This window comes from Parageobacillus toebii NBRC 107807 (assembly GCF_003688615.2).
GTDB lineage: Bacteria > Bacillota > Bacilli > Bacillales > Anoxybacillaceae > Parageobacillus_B > Parageobacillus_B toebii.
In genome coordinates this window covers 2156180-2176318 of the sequence record NZ_CP049703.1, presented here as the reverse complement: position 1 = coordinate 2176318, position 20139 = coordinate 2156180, and the positions used below count along the sequence as shown (strand labels likewise).

At 40.2% G+C, this 20139-nt stretch carries 19 protein-coding genes and 2 pseudogenes; 6 read left to right on the top strand and 15 right to left on the bottom strand.

Annotation, left to right across the window (positions count from 1 at the left end):
* Nucleotides 1-140 precede the first annotated feature (140 nt).
* The 4 genes from DER53_RS11210 to DER53_RS11195 are packed head-to-tail and all read left to right on the top strand — an operon-like array spanning nucleotide 141 to nucleotide 6603.
* Entirely contained in the window at nucleotides 141-1076 is a 936-nt protein-coding gene (locus DER53_RS11210; RefSeq protein ID WP_062755424.1) for an ABC transporter ATP-binding protein, read from the top strand.
* A gap of 14 nt (nucleotides 1077-1090) precedes the next feature.
* Nucleotides 1091-2359 (top strand): ABC transporter permease, encoded by a 1269-nt coding sequence (locus DER53_RS11205; RefSeq protein WP_062755426.1) that lies wholly within the window; start codon nucleotides 1091-1093, stop codon nucleotides 2357-2359.
* Nucleotides 2356-3468 carry an ABC transporter permease gene (locus DER53_RS11200; RefSeq protein ID WP_062755428.1) on the top strand — a complete coding sequence of 371 codons (1113 nt, stop codon included), beginning with the start codon at nucleotides 2356-2358 and terminating at the stop codon, nucleotides 3466-3468. Before DER53_RS11205 ends, DER53_RS11200 begins: the two co-directional genes overlap by 4 nt.
* A 51-nt stretch (nucleotides 3469-3519) precedes the next feature.
* Nucleotides 3520-6603 (top strand): efflux RND transporter permease subunit, encoded by a 3084-nt coding sequence (locus tag DER53_RS11195; RefSeq protein WP_062755430.1) that lies wholly within the window; start codon nucleotides 3520-3522, stop codon nucleotides 6601-6603.
* Between the two features lie 157 nt (nucleotides 6604-6760).
* On the opposite strand, the gene DER53_RS11190 is transcribed toward DER53_RS11195, so the two are convergent.
* Both DER53_RS11190 and DER53_RS11185 read right to left on the bottom strand, forming a co-directional pair.
* Nucleotides 6761-7753 (bottom strand): NADPH:quinone oxidoreductase family protein, encoded by a 993-nt coding sequence (locus tag DER53_RS11190; protein WP_062755432.1) that lies wholly within the window; start codon nucleotides 7751-7753, stop codon nucleotides 6761-6763.
* A 180-nt stretch (nucleotides 7754-7933) separates the two neighbouring features.
* Nucleotides 7934-8161 (bottom strand): annotated as a pseudogene (locus tag DER53_RS11185) (amidase family protein); the annotation flags it as partial.
* A gap of 192 nt (nucleotides 8162-8353) precedes the next feature.
* Between DER53_RS11185 and DER53_RS11180 the strand changes: the two are divergent.
* On the top strand, nucleotides 8354-9658 hold the full coding sequence (locus tag DER53_RS11180) for an acetamidase/formamidase family protein (protein WP_062755436.1): 1305 nt from the start codon (nucleotides 8354-8356) through the stop codon (nucleotides 9656-9658).
* A 162-nt stretch (nucleotides 9659-9820) separates the two neighbouring features.
* Here DER53_RS11180 and DER53_RS17575 read toward each other — a convergent pair whose 3' ends face one another.
* Nucleotides 9821-11941 (bottom strand): SEC-C metal-binding domain-containing protein, encoded by a 2121-nt coding sequence (locus DER53_RS17575; protein ID WP_062755438.1) that lies wholly within the window; start codon nucleotides 11939-11941, stop codon nucleotides 9821-9823.
* Between the two features lie 287 nt (nucleotides 11942-12228).
* Here DER53_RS17575 and DER53_RS11170 point away from each other — a divergent pair, with 287 nt between their 5' ends.
* On the top strand, nucleotides 12229-12573 hold the full coding sequence (locus tag DER53_RS11170) for a hypothetical protein (RefSeq protein WP_062755440.1): 345 nt from the start codon (nucleotides 12229-12231) through the stop codon (nucleotides 12571-12573).
* Nucleotides 12574-12681: 108 nt separating this feature from the next.
* Here the strand turns inward: DER53_RS11170 and DER53_RS11165 are convergent, their stop codons facing one another.
* The 12 genes and pseudogenes from DER53_RS11165 to DER53_RS11110 form a co-directional block, all read right to left on the bottom strand.
* Nucleotides 12682-13284 (bottom strand): Uma2 family endonuclease, encoded by a 603-nt coding sequence (locus DER53_RS11165; RefSeq protein WP_015863648.1) that lies wholly within the window; start codon nucleotides 13282-13284, stop codon nucleotides 12682-12684.
* A gap of 67 nt (nucleotides 13285-13351) precedes the next feature.
* Entirely contained in the window at nucleotides 13352-13624 is a 273-nt protein-coding gene (locus DER53_RS11160; protein ID WP_062755442.1) for a DUF3986 family protein, read from the bottom strand.
* 23 nt (nucleotides 13625-13647) lie between these two features.
* Entirely contained in the window at nucleotides 13648-13995 is a 348-nt protein-coding gene (locus DER53_RS11155) for a hypothetical protein (protein ID WP_174525703.1), read from the bottom strand.
* A 54-nt stretch (nucleotides 13996-14049) separates the two neighbouring features.
* Nucleotides 14050-14415, bottom strand: coding sequence for a hypothetical protein (locus DER53_RS11150; RefSeq protein ID WP_062755444.1), 366 nt, complete (start codon nucleotides 14413-14415; stop codon nucleotides 14050-14052).
* A gap of 18 nt (nucleotides 14416-14433) precedes the next feature.
* The gene (locus DER53_RS11145; RefSeq protein WP_062755446.1) at nucleotides 14434-14688 is read right to left on the bottom strand and encodes a hypothetical protein; all 255 of its coding nucleotides are present in this window, start codon (nucleotides 14686-14688) and stop codon (nucleotides 14434-14436) included.
* 54 nt (nucleotides 14689-14742) lie between these two features.
* Nucleotides 14743-15315, bottom strand: coding sequence for a hypothetical protein (locus DER53_RS11140; RefSeq protein WP_015863630.1), 573 nt, complete (start codon nucleotides 15313-15315; stop codon nucleotides 14743-14745).
* Complete coding sequence (locus DER53_RS11135) at nucleotides 15302-16039, bottom strand: hypothetical protein (RefSeq protein ID WP_062755448.1); 738 nt, start codon at nucleotides 16037-16039, stop codon at nucleotides 15302-15304. Before DER53_RS11135 ends, DER53_RS11140 begins: the two co-directional genes overlap by 14 nt.
* 216 nt (nucleotides 16040-16255) lie before the next feature.
* Nucleotides 16256-16882, bottom strand: a complete 627-nt coding sequence (locus DER53_RS17195; protein WP_244319556.1) for a hypothetical protein — start codon at nucleotides 16880-16882, stop codon at nucleotides 16256-16258.
* 50 nt (nucleotides 16883-16932) lie between these two features.
* On the bottom strand, nucleotides 16933-17721 hold the full coding sequence (locus tag DER53_RS11125; protein WP_062755450.1) for an NERD domain-containing protein: 789 nt from the start codon (nucleotides 17719-17721) through the stop codon (nucleotides 16933-16935).
* 36 nt (nucleotides 17722-17757) lie between these two features.
* Nucleotides 17758-18273 (bottom strand): hypothetical protein, encoded by a 516-nt coding sequence (locus DER53_RS11120; RefSeq protein WP_062755463.1) that lies wholly within the window; start codon nucleotides 18271-18273, stop codon nucleotides 17758-17760.
* Nucleotides 18274-18605: 332 nt separating this feature from the next.
* Nucleotides 18606-19115, bottom strand: a complete 510-nt coding sequence (locus tag DER53_RS11115; RefSeq protein WP_062755452.1) for a hypothetical protein — start codon at nucleotides 19113-19115, stop codon at nucleotides 18606-18608.
* An 84-nt stretch (nucleotides 19116-19199) separates the two neighbouring features.
* Nucleotides 19200-20051 (bottom strand): annotated as a pseudogene (locus DER53_RS11110) (Rpn family recombination-promoting nuclease/putative transposase).
* Nucleotides 20052-20139: the final 88 nt, after the last annotated feature.

The window sequence follows — 20139 nt, the reverse complement described above, 5'->3', positions numbered from 1 at the left end:
TTTTTATGGGTTCGTGAACGTAAATGCTGGACAAAAAATGACTAAAGTCATGTTTTTTATTGGAAGTAATGACTTGCGATAGTATGATTTTCCCAAGCAATAGCGTAACATGAAAATCAGAAAAGAAGGAGGAGAGAGTAATGATATTAGAAGCGGTAGAATTAACGAAACAGTTTAAACAAATAAAAGCGGTGAACGGCGTTAACTTATTTTTAGAAAAAGGAGAAATTGTAGGATTATTAGGTCCAAACGGAGCTGGTAAATCCACAACGATTTCCATGATCTCTACTTTAATTCCACCCACAAGCGGTGATGTCCGCTTTAACAACGAGAGCGTCCTCAAAAACCCAACGAAATTAAGAAAGGTATTGGGAGTGGTTCCGCAGGAAATTGCTTTATACACTGATTTGTCTGCAAAAGAAAATTTATATTTTTTCGGAAGAATGTATCGCCTATCAGGTGCGAGTTTACGAAAGAAAATCGATGAAATATTAGAACAAATCGGTTTGACTGAACGGCAAAACGATTTAGTGAAACATTTTTCTGGTGGAATGAAAAGAAGATTGAATATCGGAGTCGCGCTTTTGCACGAACCGGAATTTATTATTATGGACGAACCGACTGTCGGCATTGATCCTCAGTCAAGAAATTATATTTTGGAAACGGTCAAGCGATTAAATCAAGAGAAACAAATGACCGTTTTATATACGAGCCATTACATGGAAGAAGTCGAATTCTTATGTGACCGAATTTACATTATGGATAAAGGCAGCATTATCGCATCGGGCACAAAAGAAGAAATCAAAAATATTTTATCATCGGAAAATACCGTTCAAATAAAAGTAGAAAGGGTCAACGAGCCATTTATTGACGCGTTACGCGCGGAACCAATCATTAACCATGTAACCGTCCAAGATCGATTGATTACCATTTTAACTCCTAAAGAAGTAAATGTATTCAATATGTTATTTAAGTTAGCAGAAAAGACTAACACCGTTTTAACGTCGGTGGAAATCCAAACCCCTACATTGGAAGATGTGTTCTTGCATCTAACCGGCCGGGCACTACGAGATTAAAGGAGGATCGCGCGATGATTGGACAATTTATAAAGAAGCAGCTCCTATTGTTTATTCGAAACCGGCATGAATTGCTTGTTCTTCTTGGAATGCCGTTTCTTTTAATTACGATATTAGGCTTAGCGCTCGGAAACATTATGAAGAATGACGCTCCTACCATTCGTGCAAAAATCGCTCTCATTGAAAGAGGAAACGAACAAGCAGATTTACAAAAATTTGTTCATGATTTAGAAAATCTAGGCATACCACCGGAACAGAAGCAAATGATGACGAACGCAGCAAAACAAATGCTTCCCGTTGCTGCTTTAAAAAACGATGTATTGGGTTCCAAAGAATTAAAACCATATATCACGCTAGTGACGGCAAAGCCATCTGAACTCGAAAAAATTAGGAAAGATAAAAGCTACACAGCGATTATCGAAATTCCTCGACAATTTACGTATTCGGTTCTACAAAGCGTCTTTCTAGGAAAAAAGCAACAACCAACGCTCTCCTTCTATACAAATGAGCAAAAGGAAATCTCATGGAAATTAGTAGAAGATATCATAGCCACATTTCAAGAGCGCTACTCCACTTTTTCTGCTCTCGGACAATCAGGCTTGCTAGACGGTTCATTTAGCATGCCCGCCGTCCATATCCAAGGTAAAGTCGAAACGGTCACAAAGAGAGAACCCATTAATGCCATTACTTATTATATGGTGGGAATGAGTGTCATGTTTGTCTTATATATTGCATCAAATATCGGTTCTTATGCGTTTTACGAAAAACAACTTCATGTTTTTAACCGAATATTGCTTGCCAATGTATCGAAATGGTCTTACATGATAGGGATTTTTATCTCCTCTGTACTTCTTGCATTTTTACAGCTAAGTTTGCTGTATGGGGTCACTTCGATCATCTATCACATTAAATGGCCACATATTACTGCCTTCTTTGCAGTCACTCTTGCCCTATGTTTTGCTGTTGGAGGATTATCCGTTTTGTTAACATCCTTAAATTACCGATTGAATTCAGAACATATGTCCAACTTTTTTGCAAGCATTGTTGTTACCATTTTTTCACTTCTTGGAGGAAGCTTCTTTCCTTCTAACCAACTATCAGGCTGGATTCAAACACTTGGAAATCTTACCCCTAACGGCTCAAGCATGACGGCATATTTAAAAATACTACAGGGGTATGATTTGGCGGAAGTTACGGGTTCGATTTTGTATTTATGCTTATTTAGCATGGCGATGGTAATAGCAGCCATATTTATATTCCCAAAAAAGGGGGAATTATCATGAGTAGCATTTTAATAGCGAAACTTCGCCTGTTTCTTCGAAAACCATGGATTTTTCTTGCCATGACCGCTATTTGCGTTTTAATGGCCTTTATCATAGGCACAGCAAATCAAACGAAAGTAAAAGTTCCAGTCTATAGCCATCTTTCTAAAAAGGAAACGAACGAAATATTTCGTTTTCTCCAACATTCTGATTTGTTTGACTTTGAACTGATGGATCAAAATGAAGTTCGCAAGCTTGTAAGCGAAGGAAAAGTCGAAGCGGGAGTAGAGTTAGAAAAAAATGATTTTCGTTTAATCATTTCATCAGAGACGGCAAATGTAAACTTTATTCGTCAATATATTCAAAAAGTATACGTAGATCATATACAAACGAAAGCCATCAGCGAACATGTCTCTACACATTCGAACACGCATGCGGAAGAAGTCAAAAAGATACTAAACGAAGCAAAAAAACATCCCCTTTTTACTTTCGAAAAGAAAAGTTTTCACGGAGAACAACCGATTATGATTGATAATCAATTACAGTCAATATTTGGATTTTCCTTGTTTTTTGTCATTTACACGGTTTCTTTTAACGTTCTCCAAATCCTCGTCGAAAAAAGGGAACGAATATGGGACCGCATGATTCTTTCGCCATTAAAAAAATGGGAAATATATACAAGTAATTTATTATATAGTTTTGTAGTCGGCTATATTCAAGTGGCGCTTATATTCTCTATCTTTCATTTTGGAATCGGTGTCGATTTTCATGGAAAATTCGCAGAGATACTTTTGTTATTAGTTCCTTATGTTTTCGCGCTTGTTGCGTTATCTATTTTTCTAACAGGACTTGTGAACAACGAGCAACAGTTTAGAGCGATTATTTCGATTGTATCAGTTAGCATGGCGATGATCGGCGGAGCATACTGGCCTTTGGAAATCGTCTCCTCTAAAATTTTATTGACTCTCTCTAAATTCGTACCTGTTACTTACGGCATGGAACTTTTAAAAGGAGCAGCGGTTTATGGAAATTCCATCGGCGATTTATTATATCCAATCAGCATTTTATTTTTTATGGGAGTCGTATTGATGGGGCTTGGCATTAATTTGGTAGAAAGAAGAAATGCGTAATTCACGCTTGAAAACTTAATAAAAACGAAAGAAGAGAGGAACGTGTATCAAATGCAATGGATAAAGAAAGGGATACAACAACCGGCTGTTACACTCCTTTTGTTTATCGCTCTGAGTCTTGCCGGGGTCTTTTCTTATTTTGAAATGGATAAACAGGAAGATCCTGAGTTTTTGGTGAATGGTGTAGCCATTCTGACTACTTATCCCGGAGCGGGAAGCGAAAAGGTAGAGCAATTAGTTACAAATGTGTTGGAGAAGGAAATCAAGACGGTTTCTGAAGTACAAAACATAGAGTCTTTTTCGCTTCCGAATGTATCCACTTTGTTTGTGACCTTTAAAGAAGGAAATAATCTGGAAAAAGCGCAACAAAAAGTAAAGGAACAGGTGGACCAGGCGAAAAGGCTTTTACCTGAAGATGCAACGGAACCGGAAATCAAGACGGATCTGTCTGAGATGGCTTTTATGGTTGTACATCTTTCTCAGGATGGCCAAATAAATCAGGGGGAATTGAACGAGAAAGCGAATGATCTGCAGAAACGCTTTGATCAAGTAACAGGAGTCAAGCGTACAGAAATATTGGGATTAGCGGATAAGCGGATCGAAATCAATATCGATGTTCCTAAGCTGAAAAGCTTGGGACTTTCTTGGATGCAAGTGATGCAGGTTTTACAAAAAAATGATGTTCAAATTCCAGAAGGCACTTTAAAAGGGAATGAAAAAAAGAATGTCCTGACCATCGGAGGGCTTGGTAACCCGGATCAGATCGCAAATCTTCCAATATTTCAAGATCCCCAGTCAGGCAGGCAATTGTATGTCAAGGACTTTGCCAAAGTTGAATGGGGATATGAAAAGGAAAACACGAAAATTTTAACGGGTGAAAAGCAAAGCGTAGCGTTAATTGTCTATGTAGACTATCATGTAGATGCCAGAAAAGTAGGAGAAGAATTAAGAAAAGCTTATCAATCCTGGCAGAAAGAATTACCGAAACAATATACAGGAAAGGTTGTTTTTGATCAAAGTGAAAGTGTCAATAAAAAGTTTAATGAGCTGTATCGTGAATTAGGCGTCGGTATATTGGTTGTGATAGTGATCTGTCTGTTAGGATTAGCCGTCCGTTCCGCGTTCATTACCAGTCTTAGCGTGCCGGTTACTGTGTGTATTTCATTATTTTTCTTAAATTTATGGGGAGTGAGTCTACATCAGATTTCCATTGCTTCGATCATCCTAGTTTTAGGTATTTTGGTGGACGATTCGATTGTCTCTAATGAGAATATTGAGAGGCATTTAACCGAAAATGGGAATAGCATTGGGAATATTATTAAAGCAGTATATGAAGTAACGCCTTCAATTATTGTGGCAACATTGACGATTGTTGTCGGATTTGCTCCCCTTTATTTCTTAGAAGGGGATACGGGGCGTTTTATCCATTCGATCCCGCAAGTAATCATTGTGACTTTGCTTGTTTCACTACTTGTCTCACTGTTCTTTATTCCAGCATTGCGGGCAAGATTCGGATTAAAAGGACAAGCAAAAGAGAGTAAGTGGCTACTGAGAGGATGGTCTGTTCTACAGTCTAAATATGAGCAGTTAGCGACGAAAACATTAAAAAGAGCTCCATTATGGATTGCTATCTTTTTTGGGGTAAGTACCGCCTTATTGGCTTTGCTGCCATTATTACAAGTACAGTTTTTCCCTAAGGCGGATGGACGATCCCAGTTAGTGGTCGATATTCGTTTACCACAAGGATCGAATCTCGAGCAGACAGAGAGCATAGTGAAAAAAGTAAGAGAAATAGTCAAGCGTGATAAAGCGATCGATTTTGATATCGCCTACTTGGGACAATTGATGCCGAGAATTTACTATAATGAGAAGCCTATGGATCGTGGGGAATCTGTAGCACAGATGATGCTACATCTCAATGAGACTGGAGTTAAGGAAACGGAAAAGGTTGTTGATCGACTGAATGAGCAGTTAAAAGGAAAATTTCCAAAAGATACGCATGTGTTAGTACGGCAGTTTGAGCAAGGACCACCCATTGAAGCACCTATCCAAATTCGGATTAAAGGAGAAAATTTGGTTCAACTACAAAAAATTTCGGAAGATGTCAAAAGAGAGTTGGATGGGATCACCCATATTACCCAGACCCAGTCATCGCTTGGAAGAAAAACTTCCGAAGTATCTGTCACTCCTGATAAGGAAAAGAGCCTGAAATATGGAATCCTTCCACAAGATATCGCTTTAAACCATCGATTTGCCCTAGAGGGGATCGAAGTTGGTAAAGTATTTGTAGAAAACGAATCTTTTCCTGTTTTATTGAAGGCAAACCAATCACCAAAAAATATAGAAGAATTGGGAGACTTTTCGGTTTCCACCGTTTTCCCTAACGGTCAAAGTCAATATGCGCTTCTCAATCAGATTGCTAAAATATCAACTGTTCAAACTGTCCCACAGATCACTCATTATAACGGAGAGCGACAGGCCTTAGTGACAGCTTATGTGGATCATAATCAAATGGTTCCCCAAGTGACTGAAAAAGCGAAGGAGCGTCTGAAAGCCTTGGAGAAAAAATGGCCGAGTGGATATCAATGGACAATGGAAGGACAAGAAAAACAGCGTACACAGGCATTTGAATCGATGTACAAGTTCTATGTGTTATCCATACTATTGATTTTTGTATTAGTGTTTATCCAATTCCGTTCATTCTGGAAGCTAATTGTAATTATGACAGCGATTTATATGGCGATGAGCGGAGCCATTTTATCCCTCTATCTTACCAATCAACCATTAGGATTTATGGCGTTACTAGGCATGATTGGATTAGGAGGCGTTGTTGTGCGAAATGGAATTATGCTTGTGGAATTCGCTGATAGTGCATTGGATCAAGGGCAAGCGTTGAAAGATGCTTTGATCCAGGCCGGAAGGTTGCGTTTGCGTCCGATTTTATTGACGTCCTTATCCGCAGTGGGTGGATTAACGCCTTTGGCCATAATAGGTGGAAATTTATTTCGCCCCTTAGCTATTACGATTATAGGAGGGTTACTGTATAGTACGGCTTTAACTCTATTTGCAGTGCCAGCTCTTTATTATGTGATAGCTCAGAAAAAGGAAAAAAGAAAAATGTCTAAAAGTGAGTAGATGGTATTTCCCCCATTCCAACAGGTTGATCCCGCGTTTAACATGTCCACCGAGAAGTCTCTCACCTCTAAACAGAGTGTAGGTGGGAGAGGTTCATTCCAATAAAAAAACCCTATGTCCGAATCCTCGGAATAGGGTTTTATATATGCGTTAACTATTATGACAATTTTACCACTGTTCTTCCGCGCAGTTTGCCTTTTAAAATATTCGATAACGCCTCAGGAAGCTGTTCGAGAGTAACTTCCTGTGCAATCGATTCTAATAGTTTATCAGGTTTTAAATCGCTGGCCATTCGTTCCCAAATTTGTTTTCTTAACTCCATTGGGCAATAGACAGAATCAATGCCTAATAAACTTACACCGCGAAGAATAAATGGAAAAACGGTTGTTGGAACGTCCGTGCCGCCTGTCAGCCCGCTGACTGCCACGGCGCCATTATATTGGATGCGGCTTAAAACAGTCGCAAGTGTTCTCCCGCCGACAGGGTCCACCGCCGCTGCCCATTGTTGTTTATCTAACGGGCGGATCTTCTCGGCACATACATCTTCTCGGGAAAGAATTTCTTTCGCGCCAAGCTCGCGCAAATATTCATGCTCTGTTTCTTTACCAGTGCTTGCGACCACTTCATAGCCCCGTTTTGCCAGCATCGAAACCGCCAAACTGCCGACACCGCCGGTTGCCCCAGTGACAAGCACTTTCCCTTTTTCCGGGGACAGGCCGTTTTCCTCCAAGCGGTGAATCGATAGTGCCGCCGTAAAGCCAGCTGTTCCTAAAGCCATTGCCTCTTTTAATGTCAATCCTTTTGGAAGCGGGACGAGCCAATCTCCAGGAATACGGGCGTATTCACTGTACCCTCCGTAATGCGTCACACCAATTTCATAGCCAGTTGCGATGACTTCGTCTCCTTCTTTAAAACGCGGATCATCCGAAGAAACAACAATACCAGCTAAATCAATCCCCGGGATAAACGGATATGTTTTTACAATTTTTCCATCAGGAATGGACGCCAATCCGTCTTTATAATTGACGCTGGAATATTGGACCTTGATCAAGACATCCCCTTTTGGAAGGTCATCCATGGAAACAGTTTGTACATTGACGGTAAAATCTGTTTCGGTTTTATTTACTACTAACGCTTTGAATTCGCTCACAAGACATCCCCCTCAAAATTTTTCCATATTCTTGTCTTAACGATAACAAAATTATTCCTGCTGGTCAAAATATTTTTGTTGTCCAAGTCGTGTTGCATTACCCCTGCTTCACGTTATTCGGGGATATCCATCCATACATAAAAACCTCCCCTCTCCCATCGGAAAGGGAAGGCCGTTTTCTTACTGTTTAAGAACAATCGGGTTTTGTTTTAACTCTGGATGCAACTTTTCAAACACGTCGGCAATGTTTAATATTTTTCCTTCTTGGAAGGCCGGACCGACTATTTGCATGCCTATAGGAAGACCTTGCGCAAAACCGCACGGTACCGTTACAGCTGGCAAGCCCGTCAAATTGAACGGACCAGTAAAACGAATAATATGGTCAAGAAAATTCACTTCTTTTCCATTTCCTCCCTTCTAAAATTGAATTATACAATACTATACATAAAATTAACAATATTCATAATATTATATTTTTTAATAATTTCCAATTAGACAATCTATTAAGTTAGAATTATCAAGCTATTTATTTGAAATCGCTTTCTATTATCTATTATAATTTGTATAGAAAATATTTTATCATGAAAGGAAAGGAAAACGATGGAAGCAAAACAAACCGTATTTGTCAACGAGTTCACGAACGGAATTTTAGATCCTAACGGTGACATGCTAGGTCCTGTGCAAGATGGTGGATATATTGTGGCTAATACGGCTCCTGGCTGTTGGGGACCGATGATCACCCCTTGTATTCGCGGCGGCCACGAAGTCACGAAACCTGTTTTCGTAGAAGGCGCAGAAGTGGGAGACGCGATCGCGATCAAAATTAAATCGATCCGAGTCACTTCCATTGCTACGTCCTCCGGAAATGATAAGCCGATGGAAGGAAGATTTGTAGGAGACCCATTTGTCGCCGTGAAATGTCCTGAATGCGGAACGATGTATCCAGAGACAAAAATAGAAGGAATAGGCCAAGAAGCAATTCGTTGCGCCAATTGCGGCGCGGACGTCACTCCTTTTGTGTTTACGAACGGCTATACGATGGCGTTTGATTCCAATAAAAAAGTCGGCATCACGCTGCATAAAGAAGCGGCAGAACATATCGCCCAACAAGGGCGCTATTACATGGCGACCCCTGACAACTCGGTGCAAAACCCGATCGTCACTTTTGCACCTCACGATTTAGTAGGAACAGTCGCTAGACTTCGACCTTTCCTTGGACAACTTGGCACAACGCCGGCACGCCCATTTCCAGACTCGCACAACGCGGGGGACTTCGGGCAGTTTCTCGTTGATGCCCCACATGAATACGGGATCACCAAAGAGCAGCTCGAAGACCGCACAGACGGACATATGGATATTAATCGCGTGCGGGAAGGTGCCGTCTTAATCTGCCCTGTGAAAGTGCCGGGCGGCGGCGTTTATCTCGGTGACATGCACGCCATGCAAGGAGATGGGGAAATCGCGGGACATACAACAGATGTAGCTGGTATCGTCACGCTTCAAGTAAAAGTGATTAAAGGTTTAACGATTGAAGGTCCGATCCTTCTCCCTGTCGAAGAAGACCTTCCATATCTAGCAAAGCCAATAACGAAAAAAGAAAAAGAAATTGCGCTTGACCTTGCAGAGCAATGGGGCGTGAAAAAGCTAGAAGAATCCCTTCCGATTTCCTTTATCGGAACAGGCGCAAACTTGAATGAAGCAACGGAAAACGGATTACAAAGAGCGGCGAATGTGTTAGGCATTTCCGTCCCTGAAGTGATGAACCGCGCAACGATCACCGGCGCGATCGAAATCGGCAGACACCCAGGAGTCGTCACCGTCACATTCCTATGTCCTGTCCGTTATTTAGACAATATTGGCCTTACGACATTAATCCGAGATCAATATCGCGATAGTTTGGAATAACAATTTAAAACACGCACCCCCTATCAATCTCACATGAAAAGAGAGCCGCTCCATTCCAATTGCATCGACGGCTCTCTATTGATTGGAAAAAGACGGACAGTGCCTATCACTGTCCGTCAACCAACTAAGCAATCTTTTCTATTCTTGAAGCAAACTCCATTTTCAACTCAAATACTGCCCCGCCTCTTTTGGGAACACCCGTGACACATAGATGAATTTCCAACGGCTAGAGTTTGCCGTTTTGACAATGTTTCCGCGAATGATCATCCCTATTTTCGCATAAGAACGAACAAATGAAGTGACGGATATCGTATATTGCTTTCCGCTTTCTGCATGTTTACATCTCATCGTCGCAGCGGAAACATCGGTAATTTGAAACAGACCGCTTACTTGATAGTTCGCTAGTGTGTTTTCAACTACATCTCTTTCTATTTCCTGTAACCAATAATGGTATTTTCTCGTTGTATACGGAACATATAAATCAAGCAAACGAATCGCGTCATATATCTCTTCTTCCACCGTCTGGATGATGGATCGAACCGTTTTATCATGATTCGTTCCATATCGCGCGTCAATCCACTTTGCCAACGCTTTTACCGTGCTGAAAAACGACTTCGCTTGATTGATGCTCGCATCACCGTTCATTTCTAAATAATGATAAACGATGCATTGCTGCCAATGGTCTTTTGTGATGCTTGTCCAAGACGAAAGACGAGACTGTAACAAATATTGGGCGATAATGGATAGCCCTGTCCGATATTTCGATACCGTTGCTTCTGATTTTCCTCTCGTTTTTTCGATAAAAAACTCCGCTATATCCTTTCCAAAGAAAGAATCCATCCATTCAAGCGGCATGTCATATTGCTCGTATTGTTTCATTTCGTCTGTTCGCTGCTTCTCCAGCAATCGCGTTTGTCGTTTTTCCCCTAACGTGACAAATGGAGATAAAGGAAGACCAAACTTCCGGCGAATCGTATTAAAATCAACCGTAACCGGACATTCCAGCCGCTCGGCGTTCATAAAACTAATATACTCGCGTTCTTGCAGCCATCGCTCGACTTCTTCTTTTTTCCCTTGTTCCACCATTTGCATCACGGTTTTCCCGTCCCATTCCTCTTGCGGAGTGTGCAATGACTGATAAATATCTAGCGTCTGATTCGCCAGTGCGCCAAAATAAAGCGGTACACTTTCTCCTAACTGCATCGCATAAGAGCGAAATTCGACGTTTTTCGGCGCGTCCAATTTGCGTACCGTTTTTTTGATAAAACGGGCAACAGATCCCGCTTTCTCCATCACTTTTATAAACGATTCCACCGCATCTGGCAAAAAAGTCACAAACTTTAGGTGGTGTTTATTGATTTCTATAAATCCTAACACTTCGCGCATATACACCGGACTTGAAGCTAGATTGTCCTCATATATATACTGTTTGCCGGCAAAACTTAACTTTGTTATTTTTCCTTTCTGTTCATCCACGATAACGACGTCTTGTTTTTCTAAAGAATGAACCAGCTTTTTTCCATCATCCACTTCATAATGCAATGTCACTTCATCAATTTTTGTCATTTCGCGATGCCGAAAATCATACGGATCCATTAATTCATTCACAATTTCTAAAAAGCAGGTCATCGCGATTTGTTCATATGATTGTCTCGTTTCTGACATCAATTCGTTGATCTTTGCATATGCGCGCTTGACTCCACGTGGTCCTTCAATAATTGCCACACCATGAACATAATAACCTTCGCCGAATGGCTCAAGCAGACAAAACGTTCCTCCCCACGGAATAGGCTTACTCATCGTTTCACAAAACGGCATATGAAACCGTTCGTGCGTAAACGCATCTTCCACCGTTATTCCATTGTCATCCATATCTACAATTTGAATAAGGCGTGGGACAAGTGATACCCATGTTTCAAGCAATCGCGCTTTCTCCGCCTTTAAACCAGTTTTTTTCTCTTGATAAAACCATTCGACTCCGCGCAATCCGTTGTCAAATCGATGGAAAAATAAATACCAAAGACGAAACAAAGGTCCAAACATATCACCATTTTGTGTTGAGTTTATTTTTTGATCGAACACTGTTTCCGCGCGCAGTTTTTCCGAAAAAGGCAACGACCGCTCTAAAAATTGGTAAATTTCTTCCGATAACTCATTTTTTAATTGAAAAAAGCGCTCCTCCCTCACTTTTCGGATTTCTACAACAGCATCCTTTTTCATACAACACTTTTTATACTTTTTCCCGCTTCCACAAGGGCAAGGATCGTTTCTTCCTACTTTCATTTCTTTTCTCCTTATCATCATTTTTAAAAAATAAGAAGCATCCATTAGTAAATAAGCAACAATCATATTATAACTGTTGAGACTTGTCTTTTAGACAAATAAAAAAATTGATCTTTTCTTCTCCATAAAAGCAGACGCTCAAGAACATCATATCCAATGTCTTTTTTGCTGTCTACTTATAGGGGATAGTAACAAAAAGACAGATGCATTAGGCTTCTGCCCTACACCTTTTTGTCTTTTCTTGTCTATATGATCGGGTTATACTGTTTAGTGAGGAGGTGAATGACGTGGAACAACAAACGATGTTAAAAGAAATTTTAAAGGCGCTCGATCTGCATGCATCTGACTTTCGCTCGCAAATCGCTGCATTAAACGAAAAAATCGAAGCAATGAATGGTGAATTTAGAAGAAAGTTTGTGGAAATAGACAAGCGGATACAAGAGATGGACGACCGGTTGGAAGGCAGAATCGATCGGCTGGAAAATGAAATGAACGAACGATTTAACCGCTTAGAAACAAAAATCGACAACTTGCGCATCGAACTTATTGAAACACAAGAAACCGTCGATTTCCACTCAGCCAAAATCGCCCAACATGACCGAAAAATCCGCAAGCTCTCCCAGCAACAATAACCTCTCCATCCGTAACGTTCTCTCCACGATGAAATTGCCCCCATCGCCAAACAGATGGGGGTGTTTGTTTTCACAGCCGTTCTAAACATGTGCGCATATATGTGTTTATTATAACCGTTGAAACACATCTTTTAGGCAAATCTTTAAGTCTGGATGCAGAAAAGAAACTAGTACATCTTGTTCTCCAAATACTTCCCTTTTTTCATATACTCCGTTATGCCATCCGTACACCTCGATAGTTCGATGCAGCGGGTCAACCATCCAGTATTCTTTTACTTCAAACCGTTGATATAATTTGTATTTTTCATTTCGGTCTTTTAACGCCGTACTCGGAGACAACACCTCTACAATTAAGTCAGGTGCGCCTACGCATCCCTTTTCTGTGATTTTCTCTCGATCACAAATAACGGAAATATCGGGCTGCACCACATTTTTCACAGATTTGTCATCAAGATTTGAAGCGAATATGACATCAAACGGTGCCATGACCACTATGCATCCTTGTTGTTGAAAATAATCCCGCAACGCCGCATAAAGCTCACCGATGATATATTGATGGGTAAACGAAGGAGAAGGAGCCATACTATATGGCACGCCGTCAATCAATTCCCATTGTCCGTCCCATTTCAGATAATCTTCATACGTGTAGTTGTGATTTGGAAACTCTGGAGTTTTCACCGCGCCTTCACTCCATTTGCTTTTTGTTTCCATTATATCATGCCGCCAAATATTATTCTTTGGCCGTGGATTGAAGCCGTGTTAGCGAATTTGTTCCTTGTTATATTATGTTATTTGTTTTTAACCATTCTTCCAATAGCTTGCTTCCGACTTCATAAGATAAATCATCTGCATCAATAGTAAAAATCTTGTAACCATATTTTTCATGGTAATCATATTGATCTAATATTTTTTGAACTAATGTAGTATCTTGTTCATTATCTAAAAAAACCACCCACTTATTTTCATTCTGAATTTTATATGCGACTGCTTCTAAGTCAACATTGTTTTCATAATATCCTAAATGAAGATGCTGATTGGGATCAAATTTCACGTTGATCCACTCCCTGCAATTGATTACCATCTTAATGCACCAACCAAATTTTTCGGTTCTGCATCTCTAAACTCCTTGATCATGTCCAAATAATCGTTAATATTTTCAACCGTTGCATCCCTTCCTTCGAATTCCAGAATAAAAGCCGCTATATAGCGCCAAACATTAGGGCCTGTCCATGATGATAACGATATATTGTACAAATCTTCCCAAACATGCTGAAAATCCATTTGAAGATGGAACTTTGAACGAATCTCTAAACTTTGTTCAAGCGTTTTCGTACGGTGTCTCCATATTTCTGCCCCACCTTCTTCAACTCCAAGAAACCAAATCGGGGCATTGACATTTCCATAGCCAATCCAATTATACAAACATGAACGAACCAGTCTTTCAAAAGAAGTCGAAGTTTCCAGCCCTATTTCTTGCTACTTCATTTTGTTACTATCATGGTTCAAATTTGCGCCAGTTTGTATCATTTCAGCACTTTTCCCTGACATAGACATCATGGCAATCTCAATAACTTCCCTTAACTGTTCTTCAGAGAAATGGGCAATTCTTATCCATCCTCGTGGATCAACGTTATATCCTTTTTTCTTTATGATTTCACTATCCATATACTTGCCATTTACATATCCATTTCCACTAGGGGATAACTCCCTAGCTAATACTTTCCCTCTTTGCCGGCTTTCTGGATAAACATAATTTACTCGATCGTAACTTATAGGCTTTTCTTGTAGCTGCTTATATGACCGAAAAATCGCTTTCTTATGCTCAAAGCTCAGCATGTTCATTCCTCTCCCCCTATATCTTTAATACGATGCTCTTTGCGATTCACGGTAAAAAACAGGGCTCGCCACATCTTCGCCGAAAGCAATGTGAAATGGTAATGATGCTCTACCGGCTTGTTTTAAAACTCCCAAATAACCAAATCCTTTCGTACCAGGCAGTTTTCTGCAATAAAAATCTTTACCGTTTTCTCTTTCCCCGTTTCTCCATTTCTCTAGCTCCTGCGCTTGGAATCTTGCCACCCGAACAGGAATTTTTCTATTTTGATCCCCATGCACAGCCTCTCCCTGAGTCCATAAATTGCTTTTGTTTCCCCGATTCGAGTTTATCCGTTACAAACACTTCAACTCACGAAATACCATATCCCTAATGTTCGTTGATGTAATGGATAATAAGTCAATTTCCTTCCAAATAACCTCTTGAATTTTACCGAATTTTTCCGAAGTTTTTTCGTCATTCGGAACGGTTCTAAACACTCCATTTTCAAGTTCATGGTCAGTAAAATTATCGCCATCATATAAAGGCCAGTAGAAAAACCAATGCTCAGAAACGCTCGGTGGTTTATCCCAATGTTCAAGGGTTGAATACACGTATTTACACAACGTCATCCTTGGTTCTTCTTCAAATGAAATTTCAACCGCATAGATTGGGTCATTTTTCAACCCATTCCCTGACCGGCAAGGAGTGGCAAAATCTCTCTGATATAGCTTGATAAAAGATTGAATGAACCAGCCTTGATACTCTCGGTCAGATTTCCAACGCAAAAATTGCGGGATCACTGGAACAAATCCACATTCGACCGATTGACGGTCCATTTCCGCCAACAGTTTATCGACACTCTCGTACGTTTTTCGCACAACCTCAAAAGCATTTTTTATGTTTTCCTGTACGCTAACAGAATTCATAATACCCCTCCTTTTCAATACGGTTGGCACTTAAATGAAAAAACTGTTCATCTGTATAAAAATGAAAGTAGGAGCAGTGGTCAACTAAAGGACAAGCAAGGCTTTGAAAGTTTTGAAAGCGATCAAACCCCTTTTTTCTCAATAAAGCAACCAAATCCTCCAATATTAACCTTTGAAACTCATTGAATGTTTCATTTTTTTGCACGTACACCAATTGATGGAACACTTCTTGCCACGATAAATATCCGAAATGAACACCGCTTGGCAGTTTTCTGTCTTCCATCACCTTTTTAGCAATCATATTCACTTCTGGTTCCGTTCCTAATAAGAGCAAAAACTTTGGCGTCTGTCCTTTACCCTTTAGTAAATCACTCGCTTCTCGCTCCAATTGATCGTCTGATGATAAAGGACTATGGTATTTCACTTCGATTCCTATGATCAAATGATCCAATTCAAGTAAAACATCGATTTCACTTCTTTCTCCCTTGACCCAAAACTTAACCTTATCCCCTATAAATTCGTTTTTTCGCCTTCCCAAACTGTTTATGAACGCCATTTGATCAGTTTGAGAAAAAAATACAGCCTTGCTTAAAATCGGCTGAATCCCTTTGTGAAAAGGGAGATAACGCAACGTACCAAACACGTTCGCTGTCAGCTGATCTTCAAGCCGCTCGCTTAAATTCGAACCTTCCGATGATATTTTTCCATGTATTTCAGCTAACAAACTTTCTCCCCCTGTCTGTACTCATACATCCGACAAGTAACAGGATCCGCATGCAACGAAGCTTCTCCTGTCGCGCTCTAATTTTTTTAATTGCTTCTCATAACACTTCTTCATCACAACAGATAAATCCGGGTTAATCAAGTCTTGCCCGAGACGTTTTCGTTCCTGACACAGCTTTTCTTCGACAGGTGACAACAGACACTAAAACTATTTCTCTCAACTATATACGTCCCCTACATGAACAGCTACATATCGGAACTCGCCATGTTTGTCTTGGTTGATGGTAGAATAATGATGCCATTTCAATTGATATCTCCCTTTAATAAAGATCGGCGCATCACGGTTTTCTTTCGTCCCTGCTGATGCACGTTCCTGCCATTTTAACTCCCCGGTGATGATCCGGTTTTCATGAATGCGAAACTCGCAGTCCACCGTATTTGGTCGCATCGGCTCGGTCCAGTACAAATGGTCATTCGTTAGCAGCACAACGATCCCGTATACATTCCTTCTCCCCATTGTTATTCGTTCTAACTTTTCCACTTGCGCCAAAAAATCATAACGACCCTGATCCTGAGCACCGTGGTGCTTCAATTCAATCGTTTGCCCGTTTTGCTTTATCGTGACCCGAGCGAGCTTGTTCATTAAACAAATCGCGTATTGGCGCCCACTTTCCGGTTCTTCCACCCACAAATCGATCAGATAATCATGAAAGCGTTTGTTCTCCTCGACGCGGAATTTTTCTTGAAGCTGAAATTTTAATGACTGTTTAAACGCTTCTTTTGAAGCAAAAAATCGATACTTTTGCGATAGGCGTTCCAATTCCCCGTGAATAGAAAACATCATTTTCCTCCTTCCCTTATCTATAGTTGCTACCCGATCGCCATGTTGCAAGTTCAGCCAATCGACTGCGTAAACTTGCATTTCGGATAATTATTGCAACCTTTAAATGTTCCGTATTTCCCTTTCCGAACGATTAGAACACCGCCACATTTTGGACAACGGTTTTGCTGTATATGTTGTTCCGTCTGCTTTTGCTTCGTTCGAATCGCTTGCATGTGCCACTTTTTCATTTCTTTTTCTTGTGTCTTATCTTTGGCAAGCACTGTTTCTAATTTTTGAGCTAAACGTTGCTTTGTTTCCCTATCGATCACTTTTGTTTGGTGTTGCTCGAGCACTTGTTTCAATTGTTTCGGATAAACCACATAAGCATGGGCAAAATGAGCATTTGATTTAAACTTTACCCGCGGCAAAAACACGACAACCGAGTGCATCGGAATATGCGCAAACTCCTCCCCAAGCCAGCCTCTTAACGCCTTGATATGCCCTTTGTTCTGCAAAATAGGATTAAGAAATTTTTCTTTTCGTTTATAAATGACTTGCGTCCAATATTTTGACGTTTCATCTCCGAAAATCCAGCCGCTGTAATTTTTCGTTTCGATGACAAACAGTCCTTGATCGGAAAGGATAATATGATCAATTTGCGAAGTTGAACCGTCTTGTTTTGGAATATACAGGTTATGAAAAGCTTTGTATTTTCCAGATGATGTTGCTTCTATATTTTTAATTGCTTTACGGACTTTATATTCTCCATACGATCCAATCCATTCTGCTTCTTTCGACTTGATCCATCTTGCCAGCAAAACAAGCAAGAGCAAAAGAAGCAATGTATAGAAAAGACCCATATTCACAATTCCCCTCCCCGCCCCCAAATGTTATTGTTACAAACTGCTCAATCGACTTCTTTCAATTCTTATCGTATTGTCTTTTCCGTCTAGCATATCGGCACGCTTGCTGCCGTAAATGCGAAGCCACGGGGAACTTTTGACCGCTTTCACTGACAGCCGTGCTGTTCCACGAATCTGTTCTTTTTCGATATCCACGCACTCGAGAAATTCGTCCCAGTAGACGATGGCAATGACTTGATTGTAGTCGCTTAATTGCTTCTGGCTACAAATAAAGGCAAAGATTAATGTTTTTTCTTTATTTCCTTGATGAATCTTGGCAATTTCCTCGATCTCATTGTCGCTAAATGAAAAAGACCAGGTAAAATCTTTGGAGCCTGATGGAGTGGTATGGTACTTCGTATAAATGATATAACTCGCTTTATTCGTCGTGACTTCGTATATTTGCCGATTGTCGTTTTCTTTTTCAAACAGTGCAGGCGCTAGCCCTCCATTAACCAGCGCGGAAAGCAACGCTCCGTAATAGTAATCCGCTTTGCAAATCGTTGTCATCATGATCCCCTTCCTTATTACTAAACCAATAATCTCATTTAATTCGATTGTACCAACATTTGTAGAAAAACGTTGTCGAATATTGTAAAATCATTTACAAATTTCCTATGCATAATTAACTAATATACCATCTGAAAATTCAGACGATTGAAACAAAAAAGCTACCCCATTAGCTTAGGGTAGCTTTCTCCTTTAGCGGGTAACAACAGGTACCAAGCCAATACAAGAATAAAACCATTAAAAAACGCTGTGCCAGCTCTTTATTTAAACAAGCGGTCGTGGCCAATCGTTATACATTTCACTCCACATGCAAAATATCGTTTGAAATCTCTTTATTTCCTCCCATAATGTATACGTTCTCGCTCTCGGTTAAATTCTTCATGCAACTTCCCTTGTTCGTATTCCATCAAATAATTTAGTGTCTGCTCAATAGTTGCTATTTTCATTGTTATTAATATATCGGAAGAAGCATCCTCGTCATCTAATAATGTTCTCTTGTATTTCTCCAGTTCCAAAAGGCGCTCCATTATTTCTTTAAATCCTCTAATGGTCTTTTCATCCTTGTAAATAAAATCACGTTCGAAATCAATATCCTCTAATTCCTGTTTATATTCGTTAATCGTATTATCACGCATTTGTCTTGCAAAATCAGCTCTTCTTTGAATCGGACCAAAACGAAATTTATTTCTCCATGATAAAAATGTACTTTTAGGCACGCCTAACTCGCTTGCCCCTTCCCAAGGAACAACATCTCTAATCACGCAAAGTTCATACATAATCTCTTTCAACGGCTTACCGTACTTTTTTTCTACGATTTCTTGATAATCTTTATTTGTCATCATTGGAATCAAATCCTTATTGTGAGTTTATCGCTAAATGTAAAAACGCTATTTTAGGAGCTAGTAGATGCCAAGTACTGCCCCTTCCTACTCATCTTTTACCCTTTTATGAACTTCTTCTTCCGTTAGGTCAAATATATTTGCAATATCGGCAATGCTCATTCCTTTTGCAATCATTTTTCGCATCATTTCTCGCTCTTTTTGCTTAGCTCCTTCACGTTTTCCCTTTTGTTCATACGAAATCAACAATTCCAACACTTGCTCTTTTTCTTTCGTTCCCATTTGATTCACCTCGTTTCGTAATCGTTGTTCTTCTTCATCCGACAATTTCACATATGTTTCAAAAAAGCCCATTAACAGCCTCTGCTTTGCTTCATCCAGCTCTAAACGAACTAACATGCGTAAAAACTGTTTTTTCAATTCGATTCGTTCACTTTCAGTATAACCCATTTTGCTTAACAGCGCAGCGGCGATCGGGTTGTCAATGCGGATGTAGTTGCGCCAATTTTGTTTGCGTAGTTCGACGGTGAAAAAGCGGAAGTGAAGGATGTTGCCAAACGGAAGTTGAAGCGTAAACGAAGAGGGCTCGTTGCGGATGGTATCGTAACTGAAGACGGCAATCGGAACGACATTCGTGCGGTATTTCTCAAACAAGCGGCTGAAGTAAATGAACATCCGTTCCGGAAACGACGGCTGCACGTAGCTTTGATTTTCAATATGGACGATGATCAGCCCGTCTTCCCCTTTTCATTTTGTTTCGACTAACAAATCGACGCGATACTTCTCCCCTGCCGTTACATCGGTGAACAGTTCTTCGGATAAAAAGGACAAATGCTGAAAATCAATATACTCGTACATTTCGGGGAAAAAGAGAAGGATAAACTCTTCAAAAAATGCTTGGATCAACTCTTTAAACAAGCGGTCATGGTCAACAGCCATACATTCACCTCACATGTGAAAATTCATATACGTTATTTCGACAACATGTGCGAAATTCCTACATGGGATAAAACAAAAACAGAGAGCC